The sequence below is a fragment of the Amycolatopsis sp. WAC 04182 genome (assembly GCF_003947465.1).
Taxonomy (GTDB): domain Bacteria; phylum Actinomycetota; class Actinomycetes; order Mycobacteriales; family Pseudonocardiaceae; genus Amycolatopsis.
Map to the genome: position 1 here is coordinate 640,684 of NZ_QHJJ01000006.1, position 26,847 is coordinate 667,530.

21 protein-coding genes are annotated in these 26,847 nt (G+C 68.7%); 9 read left to right on the plus strand and 12 right to left on the minus strand.

Annotation, left to right across the window (positions count from 1 at the left end):
- Nucleotides 1–49: 49 nt before the first annotated feature.
- Both pstA and pstC read right to left on the minus strand, forming a co-directional pair.
- Entirely contained in the window at nucleotides 50–1,174 is a 1,125-nt protein-coding gene (gene pstA / locus DMH01_RS32090) for a phosphate ABC transporter permease PstA (RefSeq protein ID WP_125681340.1), read from the minus strand.
- Nucleotides 1,174–2,163, minus strand: a complete 990-nt coding sequence (pstC, locus tag DMH01_RS32095; RefSeq protein WP_125681342.1) for a phosphate ABC transporter permease subunit PstC — start codon at nucleotides 2,161–2,163, stop codon at nucleotides 1,174–1,176. The genes pstA and pstC overlap by 1 nt, the downstream gene beginning before the upstream one ends.
- A gap of 256 nt (nucleotides 2,164–2,419) precedes the next feature.
- Between pstC and DMH01_RS32100 the strand changes: the two genes are divergently transcribed.
- The 3 genes from DMH01_RS32100 (at nucleotide 2,420) to DMH01_RS32110 (ending at nucleotide 7,912) form a co-directional block, all read left to right on the plus strand.
- Nucleotides 2,420–4,774, plus strand: coding sequence for a hypothetical protein (locus tag DMH01_RS32100; protein WP_125681344.1), 2,355 nt, complete (start codon nucleotides 2,420–2,422; stop codon nucleotides 4,772–4,774).
- Nucleotides 4,771–5,661, plus strand: coding sequence for a sortase (locus DMH01_RS32105; RefSeq protein ID WP_125681346.1), 891 nt, complete (start codon nucleotides 4,771–4,773; stop codon nucleotides 5,659–5,661). The genes DMH01_RS32100 and DMH01_RS32105 overlap by 4 nt, the downstream gene beginning before the upstream one ends.
- Before the next feature lie 358 nt (nucleotides 5,662–6,019).
- Nucleotides 6,020–7,912: a S8 family serine peptidase gene (locus DMH01_RS32110; RefSeq protein WP_125681348.1), complete on the plus strand. Its 1,893-nt coding sequence runs from the start codon at nucleotides 6,020–6,022 to the stop codon at nucleotides 7,910–7,912.
- Nucleotides 7,913–7,980: 68 nt separating this feature from the next.
- Here the strand turns inward: DMH01_RS32110 and DMH01_RS32115 are convergent, their stop codons facing one another.
- Both DMH01_RS32115 and DMH01_RS32120 read right to left on the minus strand, forming a co-directional pair.
- Complete coding sequence (locus DMH01_RS32115) at nucleotides 7,981–9,072, minus strand: substrate-binding domain-containing protein (protein ID WP_125681350.1); 1,092 nt, start codon at nucleotides 9,070–9,072, stop codon at nucleotides 7,981–7,983.
- A 156-nt stretch (nucleotides 9,073–9,228) separates the two neighbouring features.
- Nucleotides 9,229–9,636, minus strand: coding sequence for a DUF1508 domain-containing protein (locus DMH01_RS32120; protein WP_125681352.1), 408 nt, complete (start codon nucleotides 9,634–9,636; stop codon nucleotides 9,229–9,231).
- Between the two features lie 221 nt (nucleotides 9,637–9,857).
- Between DMH01_RS32120 and DMH01_RS32125 the strand changes: the two genes are divergently transcribed.
- On the plus strand, nucleotides 9,858–10,598 hold the full coding sequence (locus tag DMH01_RS32125) for an SDR family oxidoreductase (RefSeq protein WP_125681354.1): 741 nt from the start codon (nucleotides 9,858–9,860) through the stop codon (nucleotides 10,596–10,598).
- Between the two features lie 138 nt (nucleotides 10,599–10,736).
- On the opposite strand, the gene DMH01_RS32130 is transcribed toward DMH01_RS32125, so the two are convergent.
- Nucleotides 10,737–11,771: an SDR family oxidoreductase gene (locus tag DMH01_RS32130; RefSeq protein WP_125681356.1), complete on the minus strand. Its 1,035-nt coding sequence runs from the start codon at nucleotides 11,769–11,771 to the stop codon at nucleotides 10,737–10,739.
- 71 nt (nucleotides 11,772–11,842) lie between these two features.
- Between DMH01_RS32130 and DMH01_RS32135 the strand changes: the two genes are divergently transcribed.
- Nucleotides 11,843–12,742: a LysR family transcriptional regulator gene (locus tag DMH01_RS32135; protein WP_125681358.1), complete on the plus strand. Its 900-nt coding sequence runs from the start codon at nucleotides 11,843–11,845 to the stop codon at nucleotides 12,740–12,742.
- Here DMH01_RS32135 and DMH01_RS32140 read toward each other — a convergent pair.
- Nucleotides 12,722–14,164: an ABC transporter substrate-binding protein gene (locus tag DMH01_RS32140; protein WP_125681360.1), complete on the minus strand. Its 1,443-nt coding sequence runs from the start codon at nucleotides 14,162–14,164 to the stop codon at nucleotides 12,722–12,724. The genes DMH01_RS32135 and DMH01_RS32140 overlap by 21 nt on opposite strands.
- Before the next feature lie 100 nt (nucleotides 14,165–14,264).
- Here DMH01_RS32140 and DMH01_RS32145 point away from each other — a divergent pair, with 100 nt between their 5' ends.
- From DMH01_RS32145 to DMH01_RS32155, 3 genes are read left to right on the plus strand one after another with little or no spacing between them, the layout of a single operon-like run.
- Nucleotides 14,265–15,602: an LVIVD repeat-containing protein gene (locus tag DMH01_RS32145; RefSeq protein WP_125681362.1), complete on the plus strand. Its 1,338-nt coding sequence runs from the start codon at nucleotides 14,265–14,267 to the stop codon at nucleotides 15,600–15,602.
- A gap of 15 nt (nucleotides 15,603–15,617) precedes the next feature.
- Nucleotides 15,618–16,061, plus strand: coding sequence for a hypothetical protein (locus DMH01_RS32150; protein WP_125681364.1), 444 nt, complete (start codon nucleotides 15,618–15,620; stop codon nucleotides 16,059–16,061).
- Nucleotides 16,062–16,088: 27 nt separating this feature from the next.
- On the plus strand, nucleotides 16,089–16,712 hold the full coding sequence (locus DMH01_RS32155) for a DUF6518 family protein (RefSeq protein WP_125681366.1): 624 nt from the start codon (nucleotides 16,089–16,091) through the stop codon (nucleotides 16,710–16,712).
- A 150-nt stretch (nucleotides 16,713–16,862) separates the two neighbouring features.
- Here DMH01_RS32155 and DMH01_RS32160 read toward each other — a convergent pair whose 3' ends face one another.
- The 4 genes from DMH01_RS32160 to DMH01_RS32175 form a co-directional block, all read right to left on the minus strand.
- Nucleotides 16,863–18,644, minus strand: a complete 1,782-nt coding sequence (locus DMH01_RS32160) for a choline/carnitine O-acyltransferase (RefSeq protein WP_199745706.1) — start codon at nucleotides 18,642–18,644, stop codon at nucleotides 16,863–16,865.
- Complete coding sequence (locus DMH01_RS32165; RefSeq protein ID WP_125681370.1) at nucleotides 18,641–19,489, minus strand: class I SAM-dependent methyltransferase; 849 nt, start codon at nucleotides 19,487–19,489, stop codon at nucleotides 18,641–18,643. The genes DMH01_RS32160 and DMH01_RS32165 overlap by 4 nt, the downstream gene beginning before the upstream one ends.
- Nucleotides 19,490–19,504: 15 nt before the next feature.
- Nucleotides 19,505–20,356, minus strand: a complete 852-nt coding sequence (locus DMH01_RS32170; RefSeq protein ID WP_125681372.1) for an arpA protein — start codon at nucleotides 20,354–20,356, stop codon at nucleotides 19,505–19,507.
- A 150-nt stretch (nucleotides 20,357–20,506) separates the two neighbouring features.
- Entirely contained in the window at nucleotides 20,507–23,104 is a 2,598-nt protein-coding gene (locus DMH01_RS32175; RefSeq protein WP_125681374.1) for a bifunctional FO biosynthesis protein CofGH, read from the minus strand.
- A 152-nt stretch (nucleotides 23,105–23,256) separates the two neighbouring features.
- Between DMH01_RS32175 and DMH01_RS32180 the strand changes: the two genes are divergently transcribed.
- A complete protein-coding gene (locus DMH01_RS32180) occupies nucleotides 23,257–24,834 on the plus strand; it encodes a transposase (protein ID WP_370323570.1) in 1,578 nt (525 codons plus the stop codon).
- A gap of 5 nt (nucleotides 24,835–24,839) precedes the next feature.
- Here DMH01_RS32180 and DMH01_RS32185 read toward each other — a convergent pair whose 3' ends face one another.
- Together DMH01_RS32185 and DMH01_RS32190 are read right to left on the minus strand one after the other, a co-directional pair.
- Nucleotides 24,840–25,598 carry an SDR family oxidoreductase gene (locus tag DMH01_RS32185; RefSeq protein ID WP_125681384.1) on the minus strand — a complete coding sequence of 253 codons (759 nt, stop codon included), beginning with the start codon at nucleotides 25,596–25,598 and terminating at the stop codon, nucleotides 24,840–24,842.
- Entirely contained in the window at nucleotides 25,598–26,401 is an 804-nt protein-coding gene (locus DMH01_RS32190) for an alpha/beta fold hydrolase (RefSeq protein WP_125681386.1), read from the minus strand. The genes DMH01_RS32185 and DMH01_RS32190 overlap by 1 nt, the downstream gene beginning before the upstream one ends.
- Nucleotides 26,402–26,847: the final 446 nt, after the last annotated feature.

Consider the following 26,847-nt stretch of genomic DNA (forward strand, 5'->3'; position numbering starts at 1 on the left):
TACGGGTTTTCCCCGCTATCGTCCACAGTGGACAATTCAGTGGTGTCGGTCACCGGTTCTCCTTCGTTCTTTTCGCCTTGCGCTTCGACCGGTCACGCCCGACGATCCTGGCGATCGCGAACAGGCCGAAGATGAGCAGGATCAGCACGAGCGCGCCGACGTAACCGCGCTGCTGGACGTTTTCCAGCGGCTGCTTGATGAAGCGGAAGATGAACAGCGGGATGCTCTCCTGCGGCGCGGAAAACGGGTTGGCGTTCATCGCGAGCGAGCCGAACGAGGTGAACAGCAGCGGTGCCGTTTCGCCCGCCACCCGGGCGATCCCGAGGATCACGGCGGTGGTGACGCCGGTGCGCGCGGTCGGCAGGACCACCGACCACACCGTCCTCGCGCGGCTCGCGCCGAGTGCCAGCGACGCCTCGCGCAGGCCGTCCGGTACCAGCCGGAGCACCACGTCCACGGTCCGCGTCACCGTCGGCAGCATGACCATCGTCAATGCCAGTGTGGCCATCAAACCGTTGTAGCTGAACAGTCCCACGCCCGCCTGGATACCCGGGATGATCAGCGCCGCGTAGATGAACAGACCGGCCACGATGGACGGGAGACCGCTCATCGCGTCGACCATGATCCGCACCGGGCGGCGGAACCTCGACCGGGTCTCGTTCAGGAAGACCGCGGTGAGCACGCCCAGCGGAACGACGAACACCAGCGTCAGCGCGGTCTGCTGAAGGGTGCCGACGACCGCGTGCAGCCCGCCGGTCGCGGTGACCGGATCGGTCGGCGCGACGGCGGACATGTCGTGGGTGAAGAAGCCGAGACGCAGGTACGGCGCGCCCTCGATCACGATGTAGGTCAGCAGGAACAGCAAGGGGACGAGCAGGGTGAGCGCCCCGGAGACCACGATCGTCGACACGAGCCGGTCCGACGCGGCGAGCCTGCCGAGCCGGTCGCGGGTGACGAGGTAGAGCATCGCCAGGTACAGCAGGTAGGCGACGATCAGGTCTGCCAGCCAGCCGGGGGAATCCAGCAGCAGATGCATGACGAACCAGGTGAGCAGCGTGGCCGACACCGCGCAGCCGAGCGCCGCCAGCCGATCCTGCCGGGTGGTCTCCGATGGGCGGCGTTTGACGAGTTTGCGCGGTCCGGACGAGACCGGGGGAGCGACTGTCGTGGTCATCAGGCATCCACTCCCGCACCGGACCGGCTCTTGGAGATGATCACCGACGCGGTGAAGTTCGTGGCGAGGGTGAAGACGAACAGCACCAGGCCCGCCGCCATCAGCCCGGACAGGAAGAGCCCTGACGCGCCGGAGTTGTTGGCGATGAACCCGGAGATGGTCGCGCCGCCGAACTGGAGGACGTGCTGCGTGATCTCCGGAACCTGGGGCAGCAGCAGGGAAACGGCGATCGTCTCACCGAGCGCGCGGCCGAGCCCGAGCATCGAACCGCCGATGATGCCGCCCCGGCCGAAGGGCAGCATGACCGTTTTGACCATCCCCCACCGCGTACTGCCCAGCGCGAGCGCCGCTTCCTTTTCCCCGGGCGGAGTCTGCGCGAACACTTCACGGATCACCGAGGTCGTGATCGGGAGGACCATCAGGGACACCACCAGCCCGGCGATGAACATGGACTGGATGTACAGCGTGTTCTCTTTGGACGCGAAGAGCGGGAACCAGCCGAGATTCTCGGTCAGCCACGTCGAAACCGGGACGATCTGCGGACCGAGGAAGCTGAATCCCCACAGGCCGTACAAAAGGCTGGGAATGGCGGCGAGCAGATCGACGAGGCCGGTGAGGAAGCCGCGGATCCGGCCGCTGGAGTATTCGGTGATGAACAGTGCCGCGAGGATGCTCAGCGGCACGGCGACCAGGACCGCGATGAGCGCGACCACGATCGTCCCGTAGAGCAGGCCCAGCACGCCGAGGACGCCGGAGGCCGGGTCGAACCGGATGGTGGTGAAGAACCCGAAACCGCTGTTGTCGAAGGCGGGCCCGGACCGGTAGACCAGGAAGAAGCCGATGACCAGGAGGATGCCCAGCATGGTCAGCCCGGCGCCGGTGGTGACCCGGCGGAACGCCCGGTCGGCCCGGGAAAGGACTTCGGTGATCACCCGCCGCACCGGGGTTCCCGGTGGCGACGGGTCGGGCCGGGGTGGCGCGACGGTCACGAGCGGCCTTCCTTCTTGTCGGTGGGCGAACGAGTTCAGGGCACACCACGTCGCCCCTCGATGCGGCCAGTATGTGTGGCCCGATACCGCGAAAGGTGTCCAAGCGGAGAACGCCCGACGGGGCGAATGTGAATGTGTGCCGGGGCGGGTCCGGGGCGGTTGACCCCGAACGGGCGACTCGGCGACGTTGGTCTCGGCGCGGCTCGTGATCGAGTCCCGCTCTCCGTCGTATGCCCGCGCACCTTGGGAGTCGTCCGTGTTCTTCGTCCGTGCGAGACAAGTCGGGATCTTGCTGATCTGCGGGGTGCTGATGGTCACGGGTGTGTCCGTCCCCGCGGCGCAGGCGCAAGCGCCGGCGAACCCGCCGTACACCCTCAAAACCGAGCCCGCCGATCTTTCGGCGGCGCGGAACGGCGACCCGGTGCGGATCACGGTGTCGGGATTGGCGAGCGGTGCCCAAGCGTCAGTGAAAGTCTGCCCCAAAGTCCTGCCGGACAATTTGATCAAGGTCGCCGGTAAACCGCCGTGGAACCGGGAGAGTTCCGTCAGCGCGCGGGTCAATGCCTACTGCGGTGGGTTGAAGGACGAGTTCATCGCGAACGCGGCGCATATGGACAGTGCCACGGGCCGCCGGAGCAGCAGGACCGGCGACATCGTCATCGACACCCAGATCCCGCTCGGCTCCTCCACCCCGAAACCGATCATCTGGGACCCGCTGTACACCACCTTCAACAGGAACGCAGAAGGTCAGGCCGACAAGCCGCCCACGGTTTCCTGGGCGGCCAATCCCGACGTCGTCGATCCGGCGACCGGTGCGAAGACCCGAAACAAGTATTCGTTCCGGTGCGACGAGAACAATCCGTGTTCGGTCGCGGTCACGATCACCGCGAGGAACGCGGACGGCGCGTTCGTGACCTGGATCGACAGCTCGATCGCCTTCACTCCGACGCAGCAGGCGATCGGTGTCGAAGGCTGTAAGGGCGCCGGTCAGAACACCATCAGCGCCAGCATGCCGGAGCGGCTGGGCCGCACCGCGGTCGCTTGGAATCAGGCGCTCTGCGCGCCCACCCAAGCCGAGCAACCGGCGAACATCGTGAGCGAAACGGAAGACGCCGGCCTGGCCGCGTTCGACAAGGGCTCCTCGGATCTGGTGATCACCGGCAGCGGGAACGCGCTCGCCACCCAGACCGTCCGGGACCGGCAGTACATCCCGGTCGGGATCAACGCGGCGGTCGTGGCCGCGGTCGGCTGGTCGCCGACCGACACCGACGACAACGGGACTTCGCTCAACGCGAAGTTCACCGGCACCCTGCGGTTCACCCACGACGAAGTGGCGAACATGATCACCAAGGGGGGACAGCAGCCCGATCTGGACGGCCGGGGCGGCATTTTCCGGAACGGTACCCCGCTGGTCGGCCGCAATCCGGCGCTCGCCTCCGTCACGAGAGAGAACGAGGCGAACGCGGCCAGCGCCAGGGCCGGCGCCGAGAGCCTGGACTTCTTCGGGGTGACCGGGGAATCCGGACCGGGCACCGTGCCGCTCGCGTTGAGCAAGATGCTCGCCGCCTCAGCGCCGTCGGCCTGGGTGTTCCCGAACAGGGGGACCGAATACTTCGGTGAGCTGAACGGGAAATCGCCAGGGGTGATCTCCGATCTCAACGCGCTCGATCCGGGTGCCCGTTCGCTGCACAACGTCGACGCGAAAACCGGCCAGCTCGCCGTGCGCAAGACGGTGCAGAACGGCGTCGTGGGAACGGGATTCGTCTGCACCGGCGGCTGCATGAGCTGGGTCGTCACCGATCTCGCGACGGCGAGGGCCTACGGCTGGGCGCCGGTCGCGCTTCCGGACGGCAAGGGGAACTTCGTCGCGCCGACCAGGGAAAGCCTGCAGCTGGCGGCCGATTCGATGCAGGTCGGCGCGGACGGGACCGTGCAGCCGGGCACCGTGACCAAGGACGGCGCGTACCCGCTGACCTTCGTGGAATACCTGGCGGCGCCGGTCAATCCGCTGATCGACGCGACCTGCAAGCCGATGACCGAGAAGCAGGCGCAGCTGAAGGCGGTCGCCGAACTGGCGAGCGGCTACGGCCAGTCGCTGCTCCCGCCGGGGATGACCCCGTTGAGCCCTGGCCTGGCGGCCACCGTTTCCGCGCGAGTGGCCAAGATCGGCACCGGGACGGTCCAAGAAGCCTGCCAGGAAAGGGAAGAAGCGAAGAATCCGCCACCGGCGGGCGGGAACGGCGCCACGACGGCCGCCAATTCCTCGTTGACCGGTCCCAGCGGGGGAACGGGGTCGCCCGCCGGGACGTCGTCGGCGGCTGCTGCCACCGGGCCCGCCCCCGCGGCCACACCGACCCCGGAAAGCGTGCTGGCGGCCAAGAACCTCGCCGAGTCGATCGACATCCCGAAGTTCCCGGGGGCCGGAGTGCTGGGCGCGCTCATTCCCTTGGTGGCGTTGGTGATCCTGGCGACGCTGCCGTCCGCGACGGCGTACGTCGCCGCCGGGCGCCCGGTGCCGAGGTGGCTGGTCGTCGCGCTGGCCGAAATCGGGGCCGCGTTCGCCATGCTCTTCGGTCTCCTGCGGCGTAAATCGGCCGGAGGACCGGCGTGAGCACCTCCGTCGAAGAACCGGAAACCCGCTTCCTGAGCTTCGGTCCGGGATGGATCGGCACCGTCCTCGCCGCCTGGCTGGTCACCACCTTGGTGGCGCTGGCTCTGGTCGTCTACGCGCTGGGGCCGATGCTCCAGGCGAGCGACCAGCGGAAGGCGCTGGGCGAGATCCGCGGTGAGATCGGCCTGGCGCTGGGTGCCAGTCAAAGCCTCTTCGGCGCCCCTCCGCCCACCGAACCGGTCGAGTTCGGGAAGCCGGTCGCCGTCCTGGAGATTCCCGCGCTGAAGCTGCAGCAGGTCGTCGTCGAAGGGGCGTCGAGCGGGGAAACCGCGTCCGGGCCGGGCCACGTGCCGGGGACCGCCGGTCCCGGGCAGCCGGGCAACGTCGCGATCGTGGCGCGCAACGCGGGTTACGGCGGTCCGTTCGGTTCGCTGGAGGCGCTGGAGCCCGGTGACGAAATCGTCGTCGCGACGACTCAGGGCAAATCCGTCTACCGCGTGACCGAGAAGGCCACCCGCCCGCTCGACGAGGGGGCGGACTACGGCAAGACGCAGAACGATCGGCTGACCTTGGTGACGTCGGCGTCCTGGTGGCCGCTGGCGTCGGAGGAAGCGACGGTGGTGACCGCGGTCCTGGAGGGCAGGCCGTTCCGGCCCACCCCGCAGAACGGCAAGGCGGACGCGCAGGACGGCCGGACCGGCGACGGCGACGCGTGGGCCGGGCTCGTGCTGGCCTTCGGTGGGTTCGTGGCGGCGGCGGCCGGGGCGACCTTCCTCTACCGCCGGTGGCGGCCGGTTTCCACCTACGTCATCACCGGTCCGGTGCTGCTCACCCTGGCGTCGCTGGCGGCCTTGGCGCTTTGGCGGTTGTTTCCCGCCTGGGCTTAGGCCGTGTCCGGCAAGTCATGTTCGCGGTCTTCGCGCCCAGGTGATCCCTGACGGCACGGGCGGACGCGGCCGAGTACGACCCGGTACGAGGCCGATCCGCCCGCACCGTCAGGAACCACCTGGATCACGAAGCCCATCGAACAGACTTACCGGACACGGCCTAAGGGGATTTCGGTCTTTTCGGACCGAAATCACTCTCACCATGTGGATCTTCCCCCGATACCGACTTTGGTCGGTGGACTCCTCACTGATCGCTCTTTAGATTCTCCCCATTACACCCGGTCAGGGGTAATTCATTCGGGCAACCGAAGGGATTCCTGTCACGGGCTGTGTTGGCCAGAATCAGGGAGAGTTTTCGATGAGCAGATTCAGCCGGGTGGTCACATGCTCGGTTCCGGTCGCGGTCGGCGCTTTGCTGCTGTCGACCGCGGTTTCCGGTGCCCAGCCGTCGGAAGAGGTGCGCACCCAGGCCGGGATCAGCGCGCTGCAGAGCATCAAGAAGAGCCTCACCCCGGCCGAGCGCAAGCAGTCGAGCCAGCTCGTCGTCGAAAAGCGCCTCCGCGCCGACAAGGGCCTGGCGGGCAAGCTGCCCGAGTACCGCACCGGGCTGGGCGTCAGCGACGCCGGCACGGTCGCGGTGGATATCAAGGGCGCTGGACAGTCCCTGGTGGACGCCGTCAAGGCGGCGGGCGGCACCGTCCGCTACGCCTCGCCCGCCGGTGCGATCCGCGCCGACCTCCCCCTGACCGCCGTCGACGCGATCGCCGGACGCGGTGACGTCGCCGAGGTCAAGGCCGCCTCCCAGGCCATGACCTGGAACGAGTCCGCGCCGCAGGACCGGCGGCAGGCCGCGGCCAAGAAGACCGCCGCCGCGCTGCAGGTCGCCGAGGGCGACAAGGCGCACGGCAACGACACCGCCCGGACCAAGTACGGCGTCACCGGCGCGGGCCAGAAGGTCTGCGTGCTCTCGGACGGCATCAAGTCGCTCCAGGCGTCGCAGACCGCCGGCGAACTCCCCGCCGTCGACGTCCTCCCCGGCCAGGCGGGCAGCGGTGACGAGGGCACCGCGATGCTGGAGATCATCCACGACATGGCGCCCGGCGCCGCGCTCGGTTTCGCGACCGCCTTCACCAGCGAGCAGAGCTTCGCCGACAACATCCGCGCCCTGCGGACCACCGGCAAGTGCACGATCATCGTCGACGACGTCTCCTACTTCGACGAGTCGCCGTTCCAGGACGGCCCGGTCGCGCAGGCCGTCAACGACGTGACCGCGGCCGGCGCGCTCTACTTCTCCTCCGCGGGGAACTCGGGCAACCTGACCGACGGCACCAGCGGCTACTACGAAGGTGACTTCCGCGGCTCCAGCAGCAAGATCTCCGGGATCACCGGGACGCCGCACGACTTCGACCCGAGCGCCACGACCCAGCTGTACAACGCGCTTTCGCCGAACTCGGTCGGCCGCTACGTCACCCTGTTCTGGTCCGACCCGTGGGGCAAGGCCACCAGCGACTACGACCTGTTCGTCCTGAACTCGTCCGGTGCGGTCGTCGCCTCCAGCGAGGGCGCGCAGAACGGCACCCAGAACCCGTACGAGATCGCGCAGGTCCCGGCCAGCGGATCGGGCTTCAAGGTCGCCGTGGTCAAGTACAGCGGCGAGGACCGGTTCATCGCGCTCAACGTGATCCGCGGCCGCTTCGTCCCCTCGGGTGACCTGAAAGCCTTCAGCACCAACGGTGTCACCTCCGGTCACTCGGCGGCCGTCAACGCCTTCAGTGTCGCGGCCGCCCCGGCCGCCGGTGCCTTCGGCCGCGCGCTCGAAGCCGGTGACCCGGCGAACCCGGCCGGTCCGTACCCGGGTCTGTTCACCGCCGCCAGCAAGTGGGAACGGTTCACTTCGGACGGTCGCCGTCACCAGTTCTACAACCCGGACGGTTCGGTGATCACCCCCGGCAACGTTTCCTCGACCGGTGGCGCGACGCGGAACAAGCCGGACATCACCGCGGCCGACGGCGTCGCGACCTCGGTGACCGGCTTCCAGCCGTTCTTCGGGACCTCGGCCGCCGCGCCGAGCGCCGCCGCCATCGCCGCGCTGCTGAAGCAGGGCAAGCCGGCCGCGACCCAGGCCGAGATCCGGAACGCGCTCGTGTCGACCGCGATCGACCTCGGCGCCCCGGGCTTCGACCCGGTCACCGGCGCGGGCGTGATCATGACCGACCCGGCGCTCGCCGCGCTGGGCGTCGCCCCGAAGTAACAACACTCTCAGGACAAGGAAAACGGCCCGGTGCGCGAGCGCGCCGGGCCGTTTCTTGTTGTGCCGGGTCAGGACTTGACGCAGGACAGGCCGTTCGGGCCCGAGACGGTCAGGAAGCCGTACCGCTTGATGGTGGTGGCGAGCTGGCCACCGCACAGCGGGCTGGCGGTCGCGGCCGTGTCACCGGCGGCGAAGCCGACGGCGCGCTGGGCCTGGTCGTAGCTCGGGGTGCGGGTGTCGAGGACGTGGTAGACGCTGCGCGAGCCGAGGAACGCCGTGGTGAAGGCCGGGGTGTAGTTGCCCGACGAACCGGCGACCGGGGAGCCGTCGAAGCCGGCACCGGTCAGCGGGTTCACGGTGAAGCCCGCGCGCTTGTCGGCGGTCACCGCGTTGCCCTGGGCGATCCACTGCGCGATGGAGAACGGGGCGATCGCGTTGGCGCGGTCGGCGGTGGGGATGGAGTTGCCGTCGTGCTCCTGGAACCGCTTGATGGTGACCGGCTTGGTGGTGGGGTCGAAGCCGAGGACGGTGGTGGTGAAGAAGCTCAGCGTGCCGGAGCCGGTCTGGGGCAGGTAGACGACGATGGCGGCGTTGGCGCCACCGACCTGGTTCCAGTTGGTGATGGAGCCGTCGTAGATGCCGCGCAGCTGCGCCAGCGTGAGGGACAGGCCCGCGCCCGAGCCGCTCGCCGAGGACGACCAGGTGACACCGTCGGTGGCGAAGGAGTAGTACTCGAACGACGCGGGGTCGGACGAACCGCGGGGCGACGACGACCGCGCGATGTCGATCTTGCCGTCGCCCGCGTCACCGGAGGCCTTGAGCGCGGCCTTGCCCTGGGACGAGCCGTTCGGCGGTAGGGTGGTCGTGGTGTTGTAGACGACCTGGTCGGCGTACAGGTCACCGGGAACGGTGAAGGTGCCGCCCGCGGCGAGCAGCGGCGGGATGTTGACGTGGTTGTCGGGGTCGGTGTTCCAGGCGGCGCCGTTGGCGTTGGCCAGGATCGCGCCGGTGATGTCGACGGTGGTGTCCGAGCCCGCCGCGGCCAGGACGTCTTCGAGGCCGTTGGCCGGGGCGACCGCCGAGGCGGTGCCGGTCAGGGTGAGGCAGGCACAGGCGGCGATGGCGGTGGCGCCGAGAAACCGAGTGGTACGAGCACGCATCTTGTTTGCACTCTTTCTCTAGTCCCCAAGTCGTCACGGGATTCCGTGACTTGCCGCAATCCTCGCTCCGCAACACTGTCCGGCGACGGTGCTTCGCGTTCCCGCCCGACGTCATGGTGGTTAATCTCCGGGGAACGCACTTTCCGTGAGCGGCCGTCACGGAGAACGATTCGGTGAAATACCGCCGGAATCGCGACGGTATTTCCGGCGCCAATCGGAGATGGTCTCGATCCCTTCGCCGATAGGCGCCTCGGTGGTGGCCGAGCGGAATCGGTCGAGCCCGCGCTGAGCCTCGATACGCCGCCCGTAGGCATGGCTGGCGATCGCGACGATGCGGTCTTCCCGGTGCAGGCGCCACCGCCACCGCCCGCCGCTGAGATGACTGAAATCGCTGGTCAGTTCGGAAACATGGGCGCTGAGCCAGGCGATCGCGGCGAGGCATTCCTCGGCTCGCGGATAGTCGTCGGGCGCCGAACCCAGCGACACGTTGTTGCCGCCGAGCAGCCGCCATCGGATGGTCTGATCGCCGGTCTGGACCAGCTGGAAGCGCGGATTCTTCTTCACTGTCCACCACTCCGGCGACGAAGTGAACGGTGTGAATTCCCCCTGGGCACATCCGGTGAATCGCCTCGATGTGGTGAAGGGGTTACCGGTTTTCGTGAAGGCGCGACGGCCGACGGGTGAACGTTTTCCGCCGACGGCGGCGCGCTAGCCTGAACGGACGCGGGTAATCGCAAAACAATCACCGAGCCGGATCGGTCCGGCACGGTCTGCGAGGAGGTTCGATGGGCAACGGCAGGACCGCGGTCGTCACCGGGGCGGGTTCCGGGCTCGGCAGGGAGATCTCCCGCGCGTTACTCGGCGCCGGTTACCGGGTCGCCCTCGCCGGCCGCCGCGCGGAAGCGCTGGCCGAGACCGCCGGCGGCGACGCGAACGCGCTTCCCGTACCCACGGACGTCGCCGATCCGGATTCCGTCGCCGCGTTGTTCGAGACGGTCCGCGCGGACTGGGGGAGGCTGGATCTCCTGGTGAACAACGCGGGTGTCTCGGTGGGCGGGACCGTCGACGAACTGTCCTTCGCGGACTGGAAACGCGCCGTCGACACCAACCTGACCGGGATGTTCCTGTGCGCGCAGCAGGCCGTGCGGCTGATGAAGGCCCAGGACCCGCGCGGCGGCCGGATCATCAACAACGGCTCGATCTCCGCGCACGCCCCGCGCCCCGCGGCCGTCGCCTACACGGCGACGAAACACGCGGTGACCGGGCTGACGAAGTCGATCTCCCTCGACGGGCGCGCCTGGAACGTCGCCTGTGGACAGATCGACATCGGCAACGCCGCCACCGAGATGACGCTGCGGATGGCCGACGGGATCCCGCAGGCCGACGGCAGCGTCAAGGCCGAGCCGACCTTCGACGCCCGGCACGTCGCGGACGCCGTGCTGTACATGGCCGGGCTGCCGCTGGACGCGAACGTCCAGTTCCTGACCGTCACGGCGACCGCGATGCCGTACATCGGACGGGGTTAGCGTGGCTGAAGGGGACTTTCCCCTCATCTCACGCGGTGAAGGGCGCTTTCGTCGCATCGCATGCGGGGAAAGTCCCCTTCGCCCCGGGCTCTCCTGGTCTCTCGCTGGGGTCCCGGCCACTCCGGCGGCAACCGCGGCCTACGGGATCACCTTCGCCTTCCGGAACTCGTCGAACAACCGGAAGAACATCGCCGAGGTCTCCGCGTATTCGTGGAAACCGGCCCGCCGGGCCTTCGAGCCGTCCGCGAACATGTCGTAGTCCCAGCCGAACACGAAGTCCGCGAACCCCCACGACGAGGAAACGGCACTGTAGGGCACGTCGAGGCCGTACTTCGCGGCGATCGACGTCCAGAGTTCTTCCTTGTCCGCCATTACGACGTCCAGCGACATCGGGAGCGGCGGCGCCACCTCCAGGTCGAAGTACTTCGCGATCCGCGGCCAGAGATCGCTCCACCGGAACAGGTCGCCGTTCGCGATGTTGTACGCCTCGTTTTCCGAATCGGTGGCCCAGACGGTGGCCTTCGCCAGCAGTCCGGCGTCGGTCATCTCCAGGAGGCTGTCGTACGCGCCGGGTTTGCCGGGGAAGCGCAGCGGCAGGCCGAGTTCCTTCGAGATCGACGCGTAGACCGCGATGGCCAGCGCGAGGTTCATCGGATTGCCCAGCGCGGTGCCGCCGACCACCGACGGCCGGATCGCCGACCACGTCCAGGTCTTCCCGGCCTGACGCCGTTCCAGGAACTGCTGCTGGTCCACATTGAACTCGGGCGGCATGTGCCCGGCGTCGTCTTCGCGCGCCGGGGTCTTGAACGGGCCGAGGTGGGCGCCGTAGACCTTGTAGCCCTGCATGAGGCTGATGTGGCGCAATCCGGGCGCGGCGGGTTCGATCGCGTCGACGAGGTTGGTCAGCATCGCCAGGTTCGGCGCGACCAGTTCGGCCCACGTCGGCTTGTCGACATAGGCCGCGTAGAACACGTGCGTGACGTCGTCCAGTCCGCCGAGCTTCGCGCGGGTGTCGTCCGCGTCGAGCAGGTCGACGGCGATCTGGCCCGGACCGCCGCGGCGCGACAGGCCGATGACGCGCCAGCCGGGCAGGGTCTCCAGGTGCTCGATCAGGTTCTTGCCGATGACCCCGTTGGCCCCGGCGACCAGGGCGACCTTGCGTTCTTCGTTCATGTCCTCAAGCCTGGACCCGCCACGGAGATAAGTCCAAGGCATAGATATCACTACTCCGATAAACTCTCTTCATGACAAGCTTGCGGCAACTCGAGTACCTGGTGACCGTCGTGGACACCGGCTCCTTCACCAAGGCCGCCGAGTTGCTGCACGTGACGCAGCCCGCGCTGTCGCATCAGGTGCGCGCGCTGGAGAAGGGCGTCGGCGGCCCGCTGCTCGAACGGCTGCCCCGCAGCGTCCGGCTCACTCCGATGGGGCGCGCCATGCTGCCGCACGCCCGCGCCACCCTCGCCGACGCCGAACGCGCGCGGTGCGCGGCCCGGCAGGCGTCCGGGCTGGAGGCCGGGGAACTCCAGATCGCGACGGTCTATTCGGTCGGCATCGGCGTCCTGCCCGCGGCGTTGCGGATCTGGCGCCGGGAGCGGCCGGAGGTCGACGTCCGGCTGGTGGAGTTCCGGCACGCGGACGAGCTCCGGGAGGCCATGGCGGCGGGGGAGGCCGACGTCGCGGTCGGCCCGGTGCCGCCGGGCTGGGACGGGCCGGTCCGCGAAATCGGTGCCGAGGAGTTCGTCGTGGTCCTGCCGATCGACGGGCCGCGCGAGGACGACGGCACCGGCGTCGTCGATCTGGCGACCCTCGCCGACTGCGCGTGGGTGCACTACGCGCCGGGTAACGGTCTCGCCGACCTCGTCGACCAGGCGTGCGCCGCGGCGGGGTTCCAGCCGAGGGCCGCGGTCCGGACCGAACAGAGCGCGGCGGCCCCCGTGCTCGCGGCGGCGGGGCTCGGTCCCGCGCTGGTCCCGGCCAACGTCCTGCCCGAAGGCTTCCACGGCCGCGTCCTGCGGCCCGAACCGGCGATCCGGCGCACGCTCGCCGCCTACTGCCGCAGCACGCCCGACCCGCTGACCTCGGCCTTCATCGACGTCGTCGCGGGGGAGTGCACGCTCGGGTCACCGCACGGAAGCGCCTGACAGGTCCACCCCGCCGAACGCCGTCGCCTTGACGTCGCCCACCCGGTCCGCCCAGACGGCGTGCCCGTGCCCGGACCACAGCGGCACGACCGGGAGGTCCCGGAGCAAGTGGTTCTCCACCAGCCGGTAGACCTCGCCGCTTTCGCCTGCTTCGATCTCCTCGGCCGATTTCAGCAGGTCGGCGAATCCGTCGCTCTGATAGCCGGTCGCCTTCGCGATCTCGGTCAGCACCTCTTGCGGGCTCGGCGTCATCAGACCGACGTCGATCGCGAACGGTCCCTGTCCGGGCTCCGCGGCGAGCGGGACGCCGACGGCCGTGCTGACCTGCTCCGCGAGCGGACGCAGCCAGCCTGCCGGTGACTGTCCGAAGTGGACAGGTGTGGCGGGGAATTCCGCTTGCGTCAGCAGGGATTTCCCGGCCCCGGCGTCGAACGTGCAAGGACGGCAGGTGCTGCTGCGCTCGCCCGGTGCGACGGCGGCCGGCAGCAGCGATTTCGCCGGATCCACCTGCTTGCCGAGGACGCCGGCCTCCAGTGCCGCGCGGTCGATCCCGAGCGCGAAGCCGTGTCGGACGGTCGCGTCGGAGAAATGCGGTGCGGTCAGGGGAAACCCGAGGTAGGCGACGGTGGGCAGGGCCCACATCACGTGCCGCTGCGCGAAATCGGCGTGCATGGCCCCATGGCGATCGCCGGGGACGAACGTGGAGAGGTCGAGTTTCCCGGCCTTGACCTCGTCGTACTGCGTCGCCGCGTCGCCGGTCTTGAGTTCGATCACGCGCGCTTTGCCCGGCGCGTCCGCCACGCGGATCAGTTTGCCGCCCGACGGCTGCCACGAGCCGTCCAGCCGGAACGGCCCGTTGCCGACGGGCCGCTGCGCGAATCCGGCCCAGTCACGGGAAGACAGTGCCGACGCGGGCAACGGGACCAGCGCGGGCGACGAGAGCAGGGCGGGGATCTGGCCGGACGGCCGGTCGAGCACGAGCCGGATGGTCAGCGGATCCGGCGCGGTGATCTCCTTGGCCCGCAAGAGATCCTTGACCACCCGCGACGCCTGCCACCGCTCCGCGCCGATCACCTTCCAGGTGTCCACATAGGACTGCGCGGTCACCGGGGTGCCGTCGTGGAACTTCCCGCCGTCCTTGAGTTTCACCGTCCACGTGATCCGATCGGAACTGGTGAACGCTTCGGCCGCCCGCGGCGTCGACCTCCCCGTCGCGGGGTCGTAGTCGGCCAGCGGCGTCCACAGCGCGCCGGCGACCATCCGCCCGGACTGGTCGCGGACGTCGGCGGGTAGCAGGGACGCCGGGGCGGCCAAGCCCACGCGAAGAACGTCCGGTGCGGGCGGTTCGCCGGATTCCGTGCAGCCCGCCGCGACGAGGGCGGTGGCCAGGAGCGGGACCAGAAGACGCAAGCGCATGGTCATGTCATAGCAGTCTCACGCCGACCAACGGCGGTTGTGCGAGCAAAGCGGCGATCATAAGGTGCAGGAACCAGCCTGGGAGGTTTCTGTGCGAGGAAACTGGTTGCTTCGTTCGTGCCTGGCGCTCGCCACGGTCACCGCGACCCTGATCGCCACCGGTCTGCCCGCCGCGGCCTGCGGCGAGGAGGACAAACCGGCGGGCGAGAAGGTCCGCGTCGCGGGTGCCCCCGGCGCGGTGAAGAACGTCAAGGCCGTCGGCAACGTGCCCGACGCGCAAGGCGCCATCGCGATGGGGTTCCTGCAGTACGGCAAACGTGACGTCATGGCCGTTTCGGGCGAGTTCGGCCTGAAGGTCTACGACCTCACGAAGAACCCCACCGCGCCGAAGCTGATCGGCGAGGTCAGCCTTCCCGGTCTGTGGGAGACCGAGGACACCGAGGTGGACGTCAAGCGCAAGCTCGTCTTCCTCGCGCGTGACCCGCGGGCCTACGGCGGCACCACGCAGACCGGCGAGTCCGGTATCTACATCATCGACCTGAAGAACCCGGACAAACCGGCCATCCTCAGCTACACCAAGGTGCCCGCCGGCCACACGACCAGCTGCGTCGACGACTGCCGGTACCTGTGGACCGGCGGCCCCTCGAAGGCCGCGAACCAGCCCCCGGAGTGGGGCGGCCGCCCGATCTGGGTGACCGACATCCGCGATCCGCGCAACCCCAAGACGTATCCGAACCCGATCGAACTCGCGCGCAACGACGGCAAGACCGACTACGTGCACGACGTCCAGGTCGACGCCGAGGGCGTGGCGTGGGTGTCCGGGCGGGGTGGCGTCCGCGGCTACTGGACCAGCGGCTACCACCGCGATCCCGTGCAGGGGAAGGTCCGCCGCGCGACCGCGTTCGACCCGGTGCCCTACGCGGGCGGCGGGGTCGAGGAGACGGCGGCGCCGTCGAAGTTCATGCACAACAGCTTCCACCCGGCGGGACACCGCTCGGCCGACGGCGCCGACTCGAACCGCCGGCACGGCCGCGACCTCATCTACGCCACCGAAGAGAGCTTCCTCGACGGCTGCGCCGGCGACGGCGTGCTGACGATCTCGTCGCTGAAGAACTCGTACAACGGCGAGGGCTGGCGCTCGACGCCGGAGAAGCCGTTCCGTCTCGAGTCCGTCGGCACGTGGAGCGTCGCCGGGCAGGAGGGCAGCGACCCGGCGTCGGGTGACTGCTCCGCGCACTACTTCGACATCCGCGGCAAGGTCCTCGTGCAGTCGTTCTACGCGCAGGGCACGCGGTTCCTCGATGTCAGCGACCCGACCGACCCGAAGCAGATCGCCTACTTCCGCCCGGCGGACGCCAGCGCGTGGGCGCCCTACTGGCACAAGGGTTACGTCTATGTCGCCGACAACACCCGCGGAATCGACATCCTGAAGCTCACCGCCTGAGGCAAGATCTTCCCCATGCGCACCATGGGGAAGATCTTGGGGACCACGGCCGCGATCGTCCTGATCGCGGCCTGTGCCCCGGCACCGCCGCCGCCCGGGGAACCGGCCGTGCACACCGATACAGCGTCGGTCGCCGAAGACTTCCCGGACATCGGCGAGATCGTCGAAGCGTCGTGGGTCGAGGAGAGGATGGGCGCCTCGGAAGGCCGGATCGAGGCGCCCGGGCCGTCCGTCTTCAAGCTGTCCGCGGTGGTGAAGCTCCGGCCCGAAGCCGTGTCGAAGATGATCAGCGAGCTCAAGTGCAAGGCCGGGGCCCCGGACGTGCCGAAACAGCTGAAAGGGCTCGTGACGCCCGGCGTGGCGTGGCTCTCCTGCGGCCTTCCCACGACCACCAAGGCGCGGACCGCTTTCGTGGTCGAGGGCTCCGAACAGGCGTTCCTGAGGTCGAGCACGATGTAGCGCGTCAGTTTTTGAGCTGGGGGAACGATGTCGGTCGAGGCGGCGCGTCGCTTCGGATTCTCCGATGTGGCGGTGGTCGCGGCCGGTGCGGTGTCCGGCGCGATCGGTGCCTACGCCTACTACAGCGAGCCGTTACGGCCACTGGCGCACAGCTTCACCCTGTGGATCATGCTGATCGTCGCGGTCGTCCCCGGGATGCCGAGGCGGCGGGCGGTGGTCCGGGCGGTGTGCGCGCTGATCGCGGCGGTACTCGCGTTCTATCTCGGCAAGGCGGTGATGTACGGCGTCAAGTACCCGGGCACGGCCTACCGGATCGACCTTCCGACGCTCGTACTGTGGTGCGGTCTGGCGGTCGCCGGTGGCCTCGTCGCCGGATTTCTGCTCGATGCCCTGGGCCGGAGCGACCGGCGCGGCACCGTGGCCACCGCGGCGGTCGTGGGTCTGCTGGTCGCCGATCTTGTCCGGCGGTCCGACCGGTCCGGCGTCGGAACCCTGGCGATCGCGACGGCCCTCGCGATCGCTTTCGTGGCTTGGCGGGGAATCCGCTCGCCCCGCCAAGCCGCCCAGGTCGCCTTGGCCGCCCTGCCGATGGGACTCGCCGGTCTCGTGGTCGTGTCGGCGCCGGACTTCTTCGAGGGCCTCAGTTTTTGAGCCCCGGGTGCCAAGCCGTCAGCGTGAGCGCGTCCGCGACCGTCACGTAGGCGCCCGCTTCTGGCGACCGCACAGCCGCACTTGGGCCGAAAGCGTCCTTCACCGCATCAGACGCGGTGAAGGACGCTTTCGGCCCATCTCAGACCCCGCTCAAGAGGCCAGCAACTCCTGCAGCTCCCGCACCGCGCCGTCCAGTTCGGTCGCGAACAGCTCCATCTCGTGCGCCACGTGCTTCGGCGTGCACAGGTACAGATTCAGCGACTCCGGCAGCAGCACGTACGCGACACCGATGCACTGCGGGCTGGTCGACCCGAAGCCGAAGTACTGGATGTTCACCGACGGCGCCGAGCTGGTGCTCAGGTAGTCGTCGCGCATCTTCAGCCAGCCGGGTGACGAGTACAGCGACGGCGAGTCCTCGACGCCGCGCCGCTTCTGGATCAGCTGCAGCTCCCACAGGTGCTGCTCCGGCGCGTCACCCGCCTGACACTCCTTCGCCCGCGTGACGTGCTTCGCGGCCGCCGCTCGGAAGGCCGCCTGACGCGTCTGCCGATCGGCCTGGGGATCGTCCATCACCTGGACGAACCACTGCACTTCGGGCGTCACCACCCGCATCGCTTCGGTGCGCCCGTTCTGGTACTGCCGCGTCGCGATCGACTCGTACGTCGCGCCGGTGATGCCCTTCGCCCGCTTGTGCGCGAGCTGGTACGCCATCTGCGCGAAGGCGTCCGGGGACATCCCCAGCTCCTTCGCCCGCTTCGCGCCGAAGTCGGTGAAGGACACCGTCTTCGTAGCGGTCGCTTCGGCGTACTCGGAGAAGGACGCGGCAGCGGCGCGGGCGTCTTCGCGCAGTGCCTCGCCCAGGACGAACTCGATGACCTCGGACGCCGGGACGCCGTCGGCAGGCGGCCGCTCCAGCCGCGTTCCGCTCAGCAGCGCGTCGGTGAAGCCGAGGATCGTGGTCCCGTCCAGTTCACAGTGCTCGACGTTGATCCCCGCCGTGCCGTCCTCGAACACGATCAGCGAAACGGCCTTGTCGAACCAGCGGTTCCCGCTGTCGCCGTGCAGCAGGTTGTCGCACGCCTCCTGCGTGTTCGCCGGCGTGAAGTCCTCCAGGCACAGGCAGAACAACGCCGTCTCGATGTCGTCGAGCGCGGCCGCGTTCCCGGCGGCGAGCAGCGCTTCCCGCGTCGCCGCCCATTCCGCCCTGGCCTTGGTGGTGAAATGCCCGGCGGCGGTCTGCGGGTCTTCGACGAAGTTCCCCGACTTCACGATCGTCTGGAATCCCGCGACCAGCTGTTCGGGGGAATACGGGCGGCCGTCCGGCGCGATGACGTCCATCCGGAACGGGGTGTCGCGGTGGAAGACCACGATGTGCCGCGCCCTCGACGGCCCCGGCCAGTCCTCGCGGTACGGCGTGCGCGCGGTGTCCTGCACGGCGCCGGGGATCCGCGTCGCCGAGAACAGGTACTTGTGCTGCACCATCGACTGCGGCTGCCCGCGCAGCACGATCGGCGGCACCAGTTCCTCGTCGAGCTTCAGCTTGTAGTCCACCGCCGACGCGGCCAGTTCGGCCGCGCGCTCCAGCTGTCCCAGCGGGGATTCGGTGAACAGGAAGAAGAAGTTCGCGTTGAGCGCGATCCGGTCGCGACGGCCGAGGTAGCGGTACGGCCAGAAGGTGTCGAGCCAGCTGCGGACGTCTTCCCGCTTGTCGTAGGCCTCGAGCGCGCTCTGCAGTTCGTGCGCCGGGCTTCCCGCCGCGAGGAACTCGGTGACGGCGCCTTCGGTCGCCGCCAGCTCGCCGGGGGTGAGCAGCGGCGAGCACCACTCGAGAAACCGGCGGCAGGTGTCCTCCAGGCTGGGGACGGGGACCCGCGGCAGGATGTCCTCGTTGCCGAACGTGCGGGTGGACGGTTCCGGACTGCTCACGATCATCCTTGATCTCGAAGGGGAAGGGCGTTCAGCGCGGAGGCGAGCCCGCCCGCCGCGCCGTTCGGCCGGGAGACGTACAGCCGCGCGTACAGGCGGCCGTCGGCTTCCAGCCCACGCGGGTCCACGCCCGCGACGGACAGATTGTCCAAGATCTGCGACTTTTCCTCATCCGAAGCGAATCTCCGCTGCCGGAAGACGCCGTCGACCCCGGTCGTGTCGTACTCCAGCTCACCGAGGCTCTCGGCGACCGGCCCGTAGGAGAACATTCGCAGCACGAAATGCGCCATCCACGGCCGGTTTTCCCGCGCTATCCGGACGAGGGTCTTCTCCGTGACGTAGCCGACGCAGCCGGTCGAGATGACGATGTCGACGCCGGCCAGCAGCGCGCGCTGCTCCTCTGACGGGTCTTCGCTCTCGAGATCCGCGTGGATCGCGTCGTCGATGAAGCCTGCGGCGAGCGCGTAGTCCACAGCGGGCGCGGAGGCGTCGAGGCCGATGAAGCGGACACCGTCGCCGACGGCGAGCTTCTCGACCATCCGGCGATCGCGCGCGATCAGTTCGTCCCGGCTCAGCGATTCGCCGTCCCGGTAGTGGTCGTACAGCCGCTCCATCGAGGTGTCGCAGCGGTGCAGCGCCGCGTTGACGCCGTAGGAACAGCCGAGGTCGAGTACCGTCGGGACCTTGACGCCGGTCTCCGCGCGGTACTCGTCGATCAGTTTCGCGAAGTACGCCTTGGCCTGCTGGGGGATGTCGTAGTCCAGCCTGCGCAAAGTGCCGAAGAAGGCGCGGGGATCGGGCTCGGTGTAGATGTGGTCGAAAGAGATCTTGCCGGTCGAATCGAAAGGCACGGCCAAGCTCCTGACTTAGTCGAGCAGCTGATCGCCCCGGACCGCCGCCGAAGCGACGTGTTCCGGCAGGACCCGGCCGAACAGCTGTCTCGTCCGTTCCGGACTGCCGATGACCCCAGGACGCTCGCTGTACGCGAAGATCGCGGAATGGCGGGCGACTGCCCCTTGAACACTACTCACACGGTGCAGCGCGAAGCGTCCGCGAAACAGCTGAAGATCGCCAGGACGCAGAGTGAGGCGCCTGATCAGATGATCACCTTCGCCCGCCAGCACGGCTCGGACGTCGTCGAAGTTCTCCGCCGTTCCGGAGCGGATGTTCGGGCAGTATTCGAAGACACCGCCGTCGGCCGCCTCCTGGGTGAGCATGCTGACCGTGTACTCGTTGGTGTCGAAATGCCACGGATGCGAGCGGCCCGGTTCGATCACGTTGAGCACCAGGCCGGACAGTGGATCGGCGAGTTCGTGCAGCCCGGGGAGTTCGAAGCAGTCGGCGACGAACCGCTGGAACTCCCGGCTCGTGTACAGCTGCTGGATCACCGCGGTCACCGGGATCTGGTCGCGTGCCACGAAGGCGTTGCCGCGTTCCATGATCGTGCGGCCGGGATGGTCCTCCGGCAGCGGAGTGTCGATGGCGATGTTGTAGGCGTTGACGCGTTCGACCTTCGCGTACGCCTCCGGAGCGATCTTCGCGCCTTCGTCGCGAAGGACGTCACGCAACTCCGGACGGATGAAGTCGGCCAGCACACTGCAGCCCGTTTCCCGCAGTTCGGCGCGGGTCCGGGAAACGATTTCGCGCCACGCGGGGCTTCCCGGTTCGGACAACGGATAGCGGGCGGTATCGGCCACCTGGACTGCGCTCGCGGTCATCGACGTCCTCTCGGCTGCCCGGAAGTGATTCTCGGGTTTAGCACAGAAAACGCCCGCGACTCCCGCGCCTTGTGAGCGGTGCCACACGGAACGTGACGGCCCCCTTATCCGCGTTCGTCTGCGGATAAGGGGGCCGTCAGTGACTTTTCGTCAGCTGGTGACAAGCGGCAACAGCGGCCGCCGCACCGCGGTCGCGACGCCGTCGGAAGCCTGGGCGGCGGCGATCCGCTCGGCCGTCGGCGTGCCGTACTCCGTGGTCCGCTGCCGCAGCGGACGGCCCAGCGGTTCGACCATCGCGCGCATGTCGCTGATCGTCTTGTACGACCCGTTGGCCGCCCCCGCCATCCGGCTGATCGTCTCCTCCATCAGCGTCCCGCCGATGTCGTTGACCCCGCCCTGGAGCACGGCGCGGCTGCCCTCTTCGCCGAGTTTCACCCACGAACTCTGGATGTTGTCGATCATTCCGTGCAGCAGCAGCCGGGACAACGCGTGCACCGCGCGGTTCTCGCGCAGCGTCGTCCCCGCCCTGGCGAGCCCGGCGAGGTAGATCGGGGAACTCTGGTGGATGAACGGCAGCAGCACGAACTCGCTGAACCCGCGCCGCCCGTTGCGCTCCAGGCCCTCCCGCTGCAGTTTCGCCAGCAGCTTCAGGTGCCCGACCCAGTGCGCCGGGGTGTCGACGTGGCCGTACATCATCGTCGACGTCGTGGTGATGCCGAGTTTGTGCGCGGTGGTGACGACGTTGATCCATTCCGACGTCGGCAGTTTGCCCTTCGTCAGCACCCAGCGGACGTCGTCGTCGAGGATCTCCGCCGCCGTGCCCGGCAGCGAGTCGACGCCGGCCTCCTTCGCGCGCGCCAGCCAGTCCTCGATCGAGAGGTTCGTCCGCGACGCGCCGTTGACGACCTCCATCGGCGAGTACGAGTGCAGGTGGATGTCCGGCTGACGGCGTTTCACCTCCGCCGCGAGGTCGAAGTACGCGGTGCCCGGCAGATCCGGGTGGATGCCGCCCTGCATGCAGATCTCGGTCGCGCCCGCGGCCCACGCCTCGTCGACCCGATCGCCGACCTGCTCCAGCGAAAGCGTGTACGCGTCGGCGTCGGTACGCCGCTGGGCGAACGCGCAGAACCGGCAGCCGGTGTAGCAGACGTTGGTGAAGTTGATGTTCCGCGTGACCACGAAGGTGACGTCGTCGCCGTTCACCTCGCGCCGCAGGTCGTCGGCGATCTTGGTGAAGGCGTCGAGCTCCGCCCCGTCGGCGTGCAGCAGCGCCAGAGCCTCGTCGTCGGAGAGCCCGGCGGGGTTCTTTTCCGCGCTGCGCAAGGCATCCCGGATGTCGAGGTCGAACCGCTGCGGCGCGGTCTTGATGTTGCCCTTGATCTCGGCCCAGTCGCCGTAGACGGAATCGAAGTCGCTGCGGCGGTCTTCCGTGCGCCCGACGGTGTCGACCTCGACATGGAGATCGGTGCGCCCGGCCTCCTTCCAACCGCCGTCCGGCTCCTGCCACGGGATGCCGACCGGGATCGCCTCTTCGATCGCGAGCCCGGTCTCGGTGTCGGTCAGCGGCGCGAGATGCGCGTTCATCCGCGGATCCAGCCACGGCTCGCCGGCCTTGACGTACTCCGGGTAGATCGGCAGCCGCTCGCGCACGGTGAAACCGAGCGCCTCGGTACGGCGTTTGAGCTCGTCGATCTGCGGCCACGCGCGTTCGGGGTTCACGTGGTCGGGGGTCAGCGGCGAGACGCCGCCCCAGTCGTCGATACCCGCGTTCAGCATCAGTTCGTACTGCTGGCCGATCAGGTTCGGCGGCGCCTGGATCCGCATCCGCGGGCCGAGGACCAGCCGCGCGACGGCGATGGTCGCGGCGAGTTCTTCGAGATCGGCGTCCGGGGTCGCGCGCATCTTGGTGTCCGGCTTCGCGCGGAAGTTCTGGACGATCACTTCCTGGATGCCGCCGTAGGTCTTCGCGACCTTGCGGATCGCGAACAGCGAGTCGGCGCGCTCCTCGAAGTTCTCGCCGATGCCGATCAGGATGCCCGTGGTGAAGGGCACCGAACTGCGGCCGGCGTCCTCCAGCACCCGCAAGCGCACGTCGGGATCCTTGTCGGGCGAGCCGTAGTGCGGGCCACCCTTCTCGGTGTACAGCCGCTTCGCCGTCGTCTCCAGCATCATGCCCATCGACGCCGAAACCGGCTTGAGCCGCTGGAAGTCCTGCCAGCTCAGCACGCCCGGGTTGAGGTGAGGCAGGACGCCGGTCTCCTCCAGTACCCGGATCGCCATCGCCCGGACGTAGGACAGCGTGTCGTCGTAGCCGTGCGCGTCGAGCCAGTCCTTCGCCGCCTTCCAGCGGTCCTCCGGACGGTCGCCGAGGGTGAACAGCGCTTCCTTGACCCCCATCGCGGCACCCTTGCGGGCGATGTCGAGGACCTCGTCGGGGGAGAGAAACGGCGATTCGACCCGGCCGGGGACGGTCGCGAAGGTGCAGTAGCCGCATCGGTCCCGGCACAGCCGGGTCAGCGGGATGAACACCGAACGGCTGTAGGTGACCACGCCGGGACGGCCCGCCGCGACGAGTCCGGCGTCGCGGACGCGGGAGGCGTGCTCGGACAGCGTCTTGAGGTCGTCGCCGCGCGCTTGGAGCAGGATCGAGGCCTCGGTGATGTCGAGGGTCTTCCCGTCGCGCGCCCTGGCGAGTGCCCGGCGCATCGCCGAGGTGGTGGGGGCGTTCGCGTCTGCATCCGATGCCATTCCCGCACGCTATGGCCGGACTCGCTCCACCTGCCAGTGTGCATCCCGCCACCGCGTCACCCACGTGGGTGTGGTCACTGTTCCCACTGGTCAGAGCGCGATCTCGGTTGCCGATCAGGGGGCGCGAGTGTATTACCTAAAGTGTGGCTTCGGTGATCGGCAAGAAGGTCGGCGGGCGGACGTACTACTACCTCGTCACCTCCGCGCGGGTCGACGGCGAGCCGAGGGTCGTGTCGCAGCGCTACCTCGGGACGGCCGAAGAGATCGGGCGCGCGATGGAGGGCGACGTCTCCGCCCCCGGCGAAGCACGTCACCGGACCTTCGGTGACGTCGCGGCGGTGTGGGCCACGCTGCGGCGGCTCGATTTCGTGCGCCGGGTCGACGAAGCCGTCGGAGCCCAGCGCGCCACGACCACTCTGGGGACGCATCTCGCGCTCGCCGTCCTGCACCGGGCGACGGCTCCCGAAACGGATCTCGCCTCGTGGTGGGAGGACGGTGTCGCGAGGGAGTTCCTGAAGGCCGACCTGCCGAATCACTGGCGGGCGCTGCAACGCCTCACGCCCGAACGGATCGCCAGGATCGAGACCGCCGTCGCCGACGCGGTGCTCTCCTGGCTGGGGACGGGCGACGCCGCGCTCGCCGTGGACGTCCCGCAGTTCGCCACCTTCACCACGGCCGACCCCTGCCGCTGCGAACTCGCCGGACTTGGCCTGGTGGTGACCAAGGACGGCGCGATCCCGCTGGCGTCGCACGTGTACCCGAGGGAAGAGGCGCCGCCGTTCGCCGCGCTCGCCGAGCAGCTCCGCTCGCTGTACCCCGTCACGCTGGTCTTCACCGCGGGCCAGGCCGCGCAACTGGACCTCGGACGGCACTTCGTCGGCGCGCTCCCGCTTTCCGAGCATCCGGAGCTGCTGTCGAAACCGCCGTCCGCGCGCAAGCCCGTCGACCCGGAGCGCTTCGCCGGGCTGACCGCCCTCGACACCAGAGCCGTGGTCGCGGGCGTGCGCCGTCGCGTGATCCTGACTCACTCGGAGACCCTGCACAACGCGCAGGCCCGCGCGTTCGGCGAGGAACTGAGCACCGCGACGCGGGAACTGGCCGGCCTCGACGCCGCACTGGCGTCAGGCGTCTACCGGGGTGACCGCGGCCAGGTGAACGCCGAAATCGCGCGGATCACCCGCGGCCGTCGCGTCGAACGGGTGCTCTCCCCTTCTTTGGCGGGGACGAAACCGGGGGAGATCCGGCTGACCTGGAAGGTCGACGACGCCGCTGTGTCGCGGCTGCACGACGAGTTCTTCGGCAAGCAGGTGCTGGTCACCGACCACGACTGGCCGGTGTCCGAAGTCGTCACCGCGTACCGCGCCCGGACCCACCTCGACTCGACGTTCCGCTGGCTCACCGGTCCCGCGGTCACCGGTCCCACCCCGCGGTGGGACTGGACCCCGCATCGGATCGCCGTGCACACGCTGGTCACGGTGCTCGCGTCCACGGTCACGCACCTCATGCGGCGCGAGGCCGACCGCGCCGGGATGAACCTGTCGGTCCGCGAGCTGATGGACAGCCTCGCGGGGATAGGGGAGACGGTGCTGCGGTATCCGTCCACGGGCGGCCGCCCGCGGACGCGGCGCCTGCTGACCGAGCGAAGCCCGGAACAGCAGGCGCTCTTCGACCTCTTCGGTCTTACCCAGACCCCGCCCCACCACCACCCTCAACGGACAGGCTCTGCCTGACTGGCCTACTCCGACCGATGGATATGCAGCGCGGAGAAGCTCTGCACCACCGGCATCAGCTCGATGACGTTGATGTTCACGTGCTCCGGCTGCGAAGCCGCCCAGAAGACGGACTCGGCGACATCGGCGGCCGTCAGCGGGGTCGTGCCCTTGTAGACGTTGTCGGCCTTGCTCTGGTCACCCTCGAACCGGACGACGGAGAACTCCGTCCCGCCGACCAGGCCCGGCTCGACGTTGGTCACCCGGACGCCGGTGCCCTGCAGGTCCGCGCGCAGGTTGAGGCTGAACTGGTGCACGAACGCCTTGGTCGCCCCGTAGGCGTTGCCACCGGGATAGGGGTAGGAGCCCGCCACCGAACCGATGTTGATCACGTGCCCGCGGCCGCGCTCGACCATGCCGGGCAGCAGCGCGCGGGTGAGGTGCGCGAGCCCCTTGATGTTCGTGTCGATCATCTGGTCCCAGTCGTCGAGCTTCGCCCGATGGGCGGGCTCGAGCCCCTTCGCGAGGCCGGCGTTGTTGACCAGCAGGTCGACCTCGGCGAAGTCGGCGGGCAGCGTGCCGGGGAGCGCGGCCACCGCGTCGGCGTCCCGGACGTCGAGCTCGAAGGGGAGGACGTTCTCGCCCAGCTCGTCGGCCAGCTTGTCGAGCCTGTCCTTGCTCCGCGCGGCCGCGACGACCTTGGCGCCGTCGGCGGCGAAGCGGCGGACGATCTCGACGCCGAACCCGGCGCTGGCACCGGTCACGAAAACGGTCTTCTGGGGCATCAGTTTGTCTCTTTCAAGAACTGGGCGAACACGGTGTTGAACTCGGCCTCGCGCTCCAGGTTAGGCATGTGGGCGGCACCTTCGATCACCGCCAGGGTGGAGCCCGGAATGAGGTCGTGCATGAGCTCGGCGTCCGAGACGGGCGTGAACTCGTCCTCGGTCCCGACCACGACGAGGCTCGGCACTCGCACCCGGGTGAGGCTCTCCCGGTAGTCCGGGCGCTCGGCCCTGCCCCTGAGCGCGGCCGCCGCTCCTTCCTTGGGCGTCGTACGCATCATCTCCAGGACGTGCGCCGCCACGTCCGGCATCGTGCGGACGTTCTCCGGGGAGACCATCTTCGTCAGGACCTCCTCCGCATAAGGGTCGAGCCCCTCGGCGAGCACCCGGTCCGCCATCTCGTTGCGGACACGCCTGCCCTCCTCTGTCTCTTCCTGCGGGGAGGTGTCGGCGAGCAGGAGCCCAGCGACGCGGTCGGGGTAGGTGCGGTGGAACTCCATGACGATCTGCCCGCCCATGGAGAGGCCGCCGAGCACGAAGCGCTCGAGGCCCAGGTGATCGGCGAGACGGACGATGTCGGCGGCGAAGACGTCGAGCCCGGTCTTCGTGCTGTCCGCCGCCTTGGTGGTCTCGCCGTAGCCGCGGAGGTCCGCCGTGATGACCCGGTAGCCCTCCTGGCTGAAGCGCTCGGCCTGGGGCCGCCACATCGAACGGTTGAAGGGGTGGCCGTGGACGAGGACGACGGGCAACCCGGTGCCGAGGTCGTCGTAAGCGACGGAGATGCCGTCGAGTTCCGCAGTGCTCATGAGCCCGACGCTAATCGGAGCAATCAACAGGATCAATACGGTGCAATGTACTCGGAGCAATGTTCTTGCCCTGCCGTTCACCCGAGGTCTCCTGGGGCGATCACCGCGTGATCGCCTGCTTCGGGCTCGTTTATGACCTCTGACCTGCATGAATGTCGTTAAGGTACCCCCCTGTTTTCGGGGGTTTCCGGCCATGTAAAGTTCTCTTCGTCGCCAGGGAAACCGAGCGGCCGACCGGGACACGAACCAAGCTCTCGCTCAGTGCGATTGAGTGGGTGTCCCACCAAAAACTGCTAGAAATGACTGCTTCGGATAAGGCCGGGTTTTGCTCGGTGTGATCTGGGGTGTGTTGCTTGAGAACTCAACAGTGTGCTAGTGAACTAAGCCAGTAGAGCTTATGTATTTGAACCTCGTTTTGGGGTTCCTTTGAGAGCAAGAAAATTTGC

What these genes read in the sequence shown, in the direction of transcription:
- DMH01_RS32125 (WP_125681354.1), top strand. Translation starts at nt 9,858, where the DNA reads ATGGGCAACGGCAGGACCGCGGTCGTCACCGGGGCGGGTTCCGGGCTC.
- DMH01_RS32110 (WP_125681348.1), top strand. Translation starts at nt 6,020, where the DNA reads ATGAGCAGATTCAGCCGGGTGGTCACATGCTCGGTTCCGGTCGCGGTC.
- DMH01_RS32130 (WP_125681356.1), bottom strand. Translation starts at nt 11,771, where the DNA reads ATGAACGAAGAACGCAAGGTCGCCCTGGTCGCCGGGGCCAACGGGGTC.
- DMH01_RS32185 (WP_125681384.1), bottom strand. Translation starts at nt 25,598, where the DNA reads ATGCCCCAGAAGACCGTTTTCGTGACCGGTGCCAGCGCCGGGTTCGGC.
- DMH01_RS32140 (WP_125681360.1), bottom strand. Translation starts at nt 14,164, where the DNA reads ATGACCATGCGCTTGCGTCTTCTGGTCCCGCTCCTGGCCACCGCCCTC.
- DMH01_RS32155 (WP_125681366.1), top strand. Translation starts at nt 16,089, where the DNA reads ATGTCGGTCGAGGCGGCGCGTCGCTTCGGATTCTCCGATGTGGCGGTG.
- pstA (WP_125681340.1), bottom strand. Translation starts at nt 1,174, where the DNA reads ATGACCACGACAGTCGCTCCCCCGGTCTCGTCCGGACCGCGCAAACTC.
- DMH01_RS32150 (WP_125681364.1), top strand. Translation starts at nt 15,618, where the DNA reads ATGCGCACCATGGGGAAGATCTTGGGGACCACGGCCGCGATCGTCCTG.
- DMH01_RS32170 (WP_125681372.1), bottom strand. Translation starts at nt 20,356, where the DNA reads ATGACCGCGAGCGCAGTCCAGGTGGCCGATACCGCCCGCTATCCGTTG.
- DMH01_RS32115 (WP_125681350.1), bottom strand. Translation starts at nt 9,072, where the DNA reads ATGCGTGCTCGTACCACTCGGTTTCTCGGCGCCACCGCCATCGCCGCC.
- DMH01_RS32160 (WP_199745706.1), bottom strand. Translation starts at nt 18,644, where the DNA reads ATGATCGTGAGCAGTCCGGAACCGTCCACCCGCACGTTCGGCAACGAG.
- DMH01_RS32175 (WP_125681374.1), bottom strand. Translation starts at nt 23,104, where the DNA reads ATGGCATCGGATGCAGACGCGAACGCCCCCACCACCTCGGCGATGCGC.
- DMH01_RS32135 (WP_125681358.1), top strand. Translation starts at nt 11,843, where the DNA reads ATGACAAGCTTGCGGCAACTCGAGTACCTGGTGACCGTCGTGGACACC.
- DMH01_RS32190 (WP_125681386.1), bottom strand. Translation starts at nt 26,401, where the DNA reads ATGAGCACTGCGGAACTCGACGGCATCTCCGTCGCTTACGACGACCTC.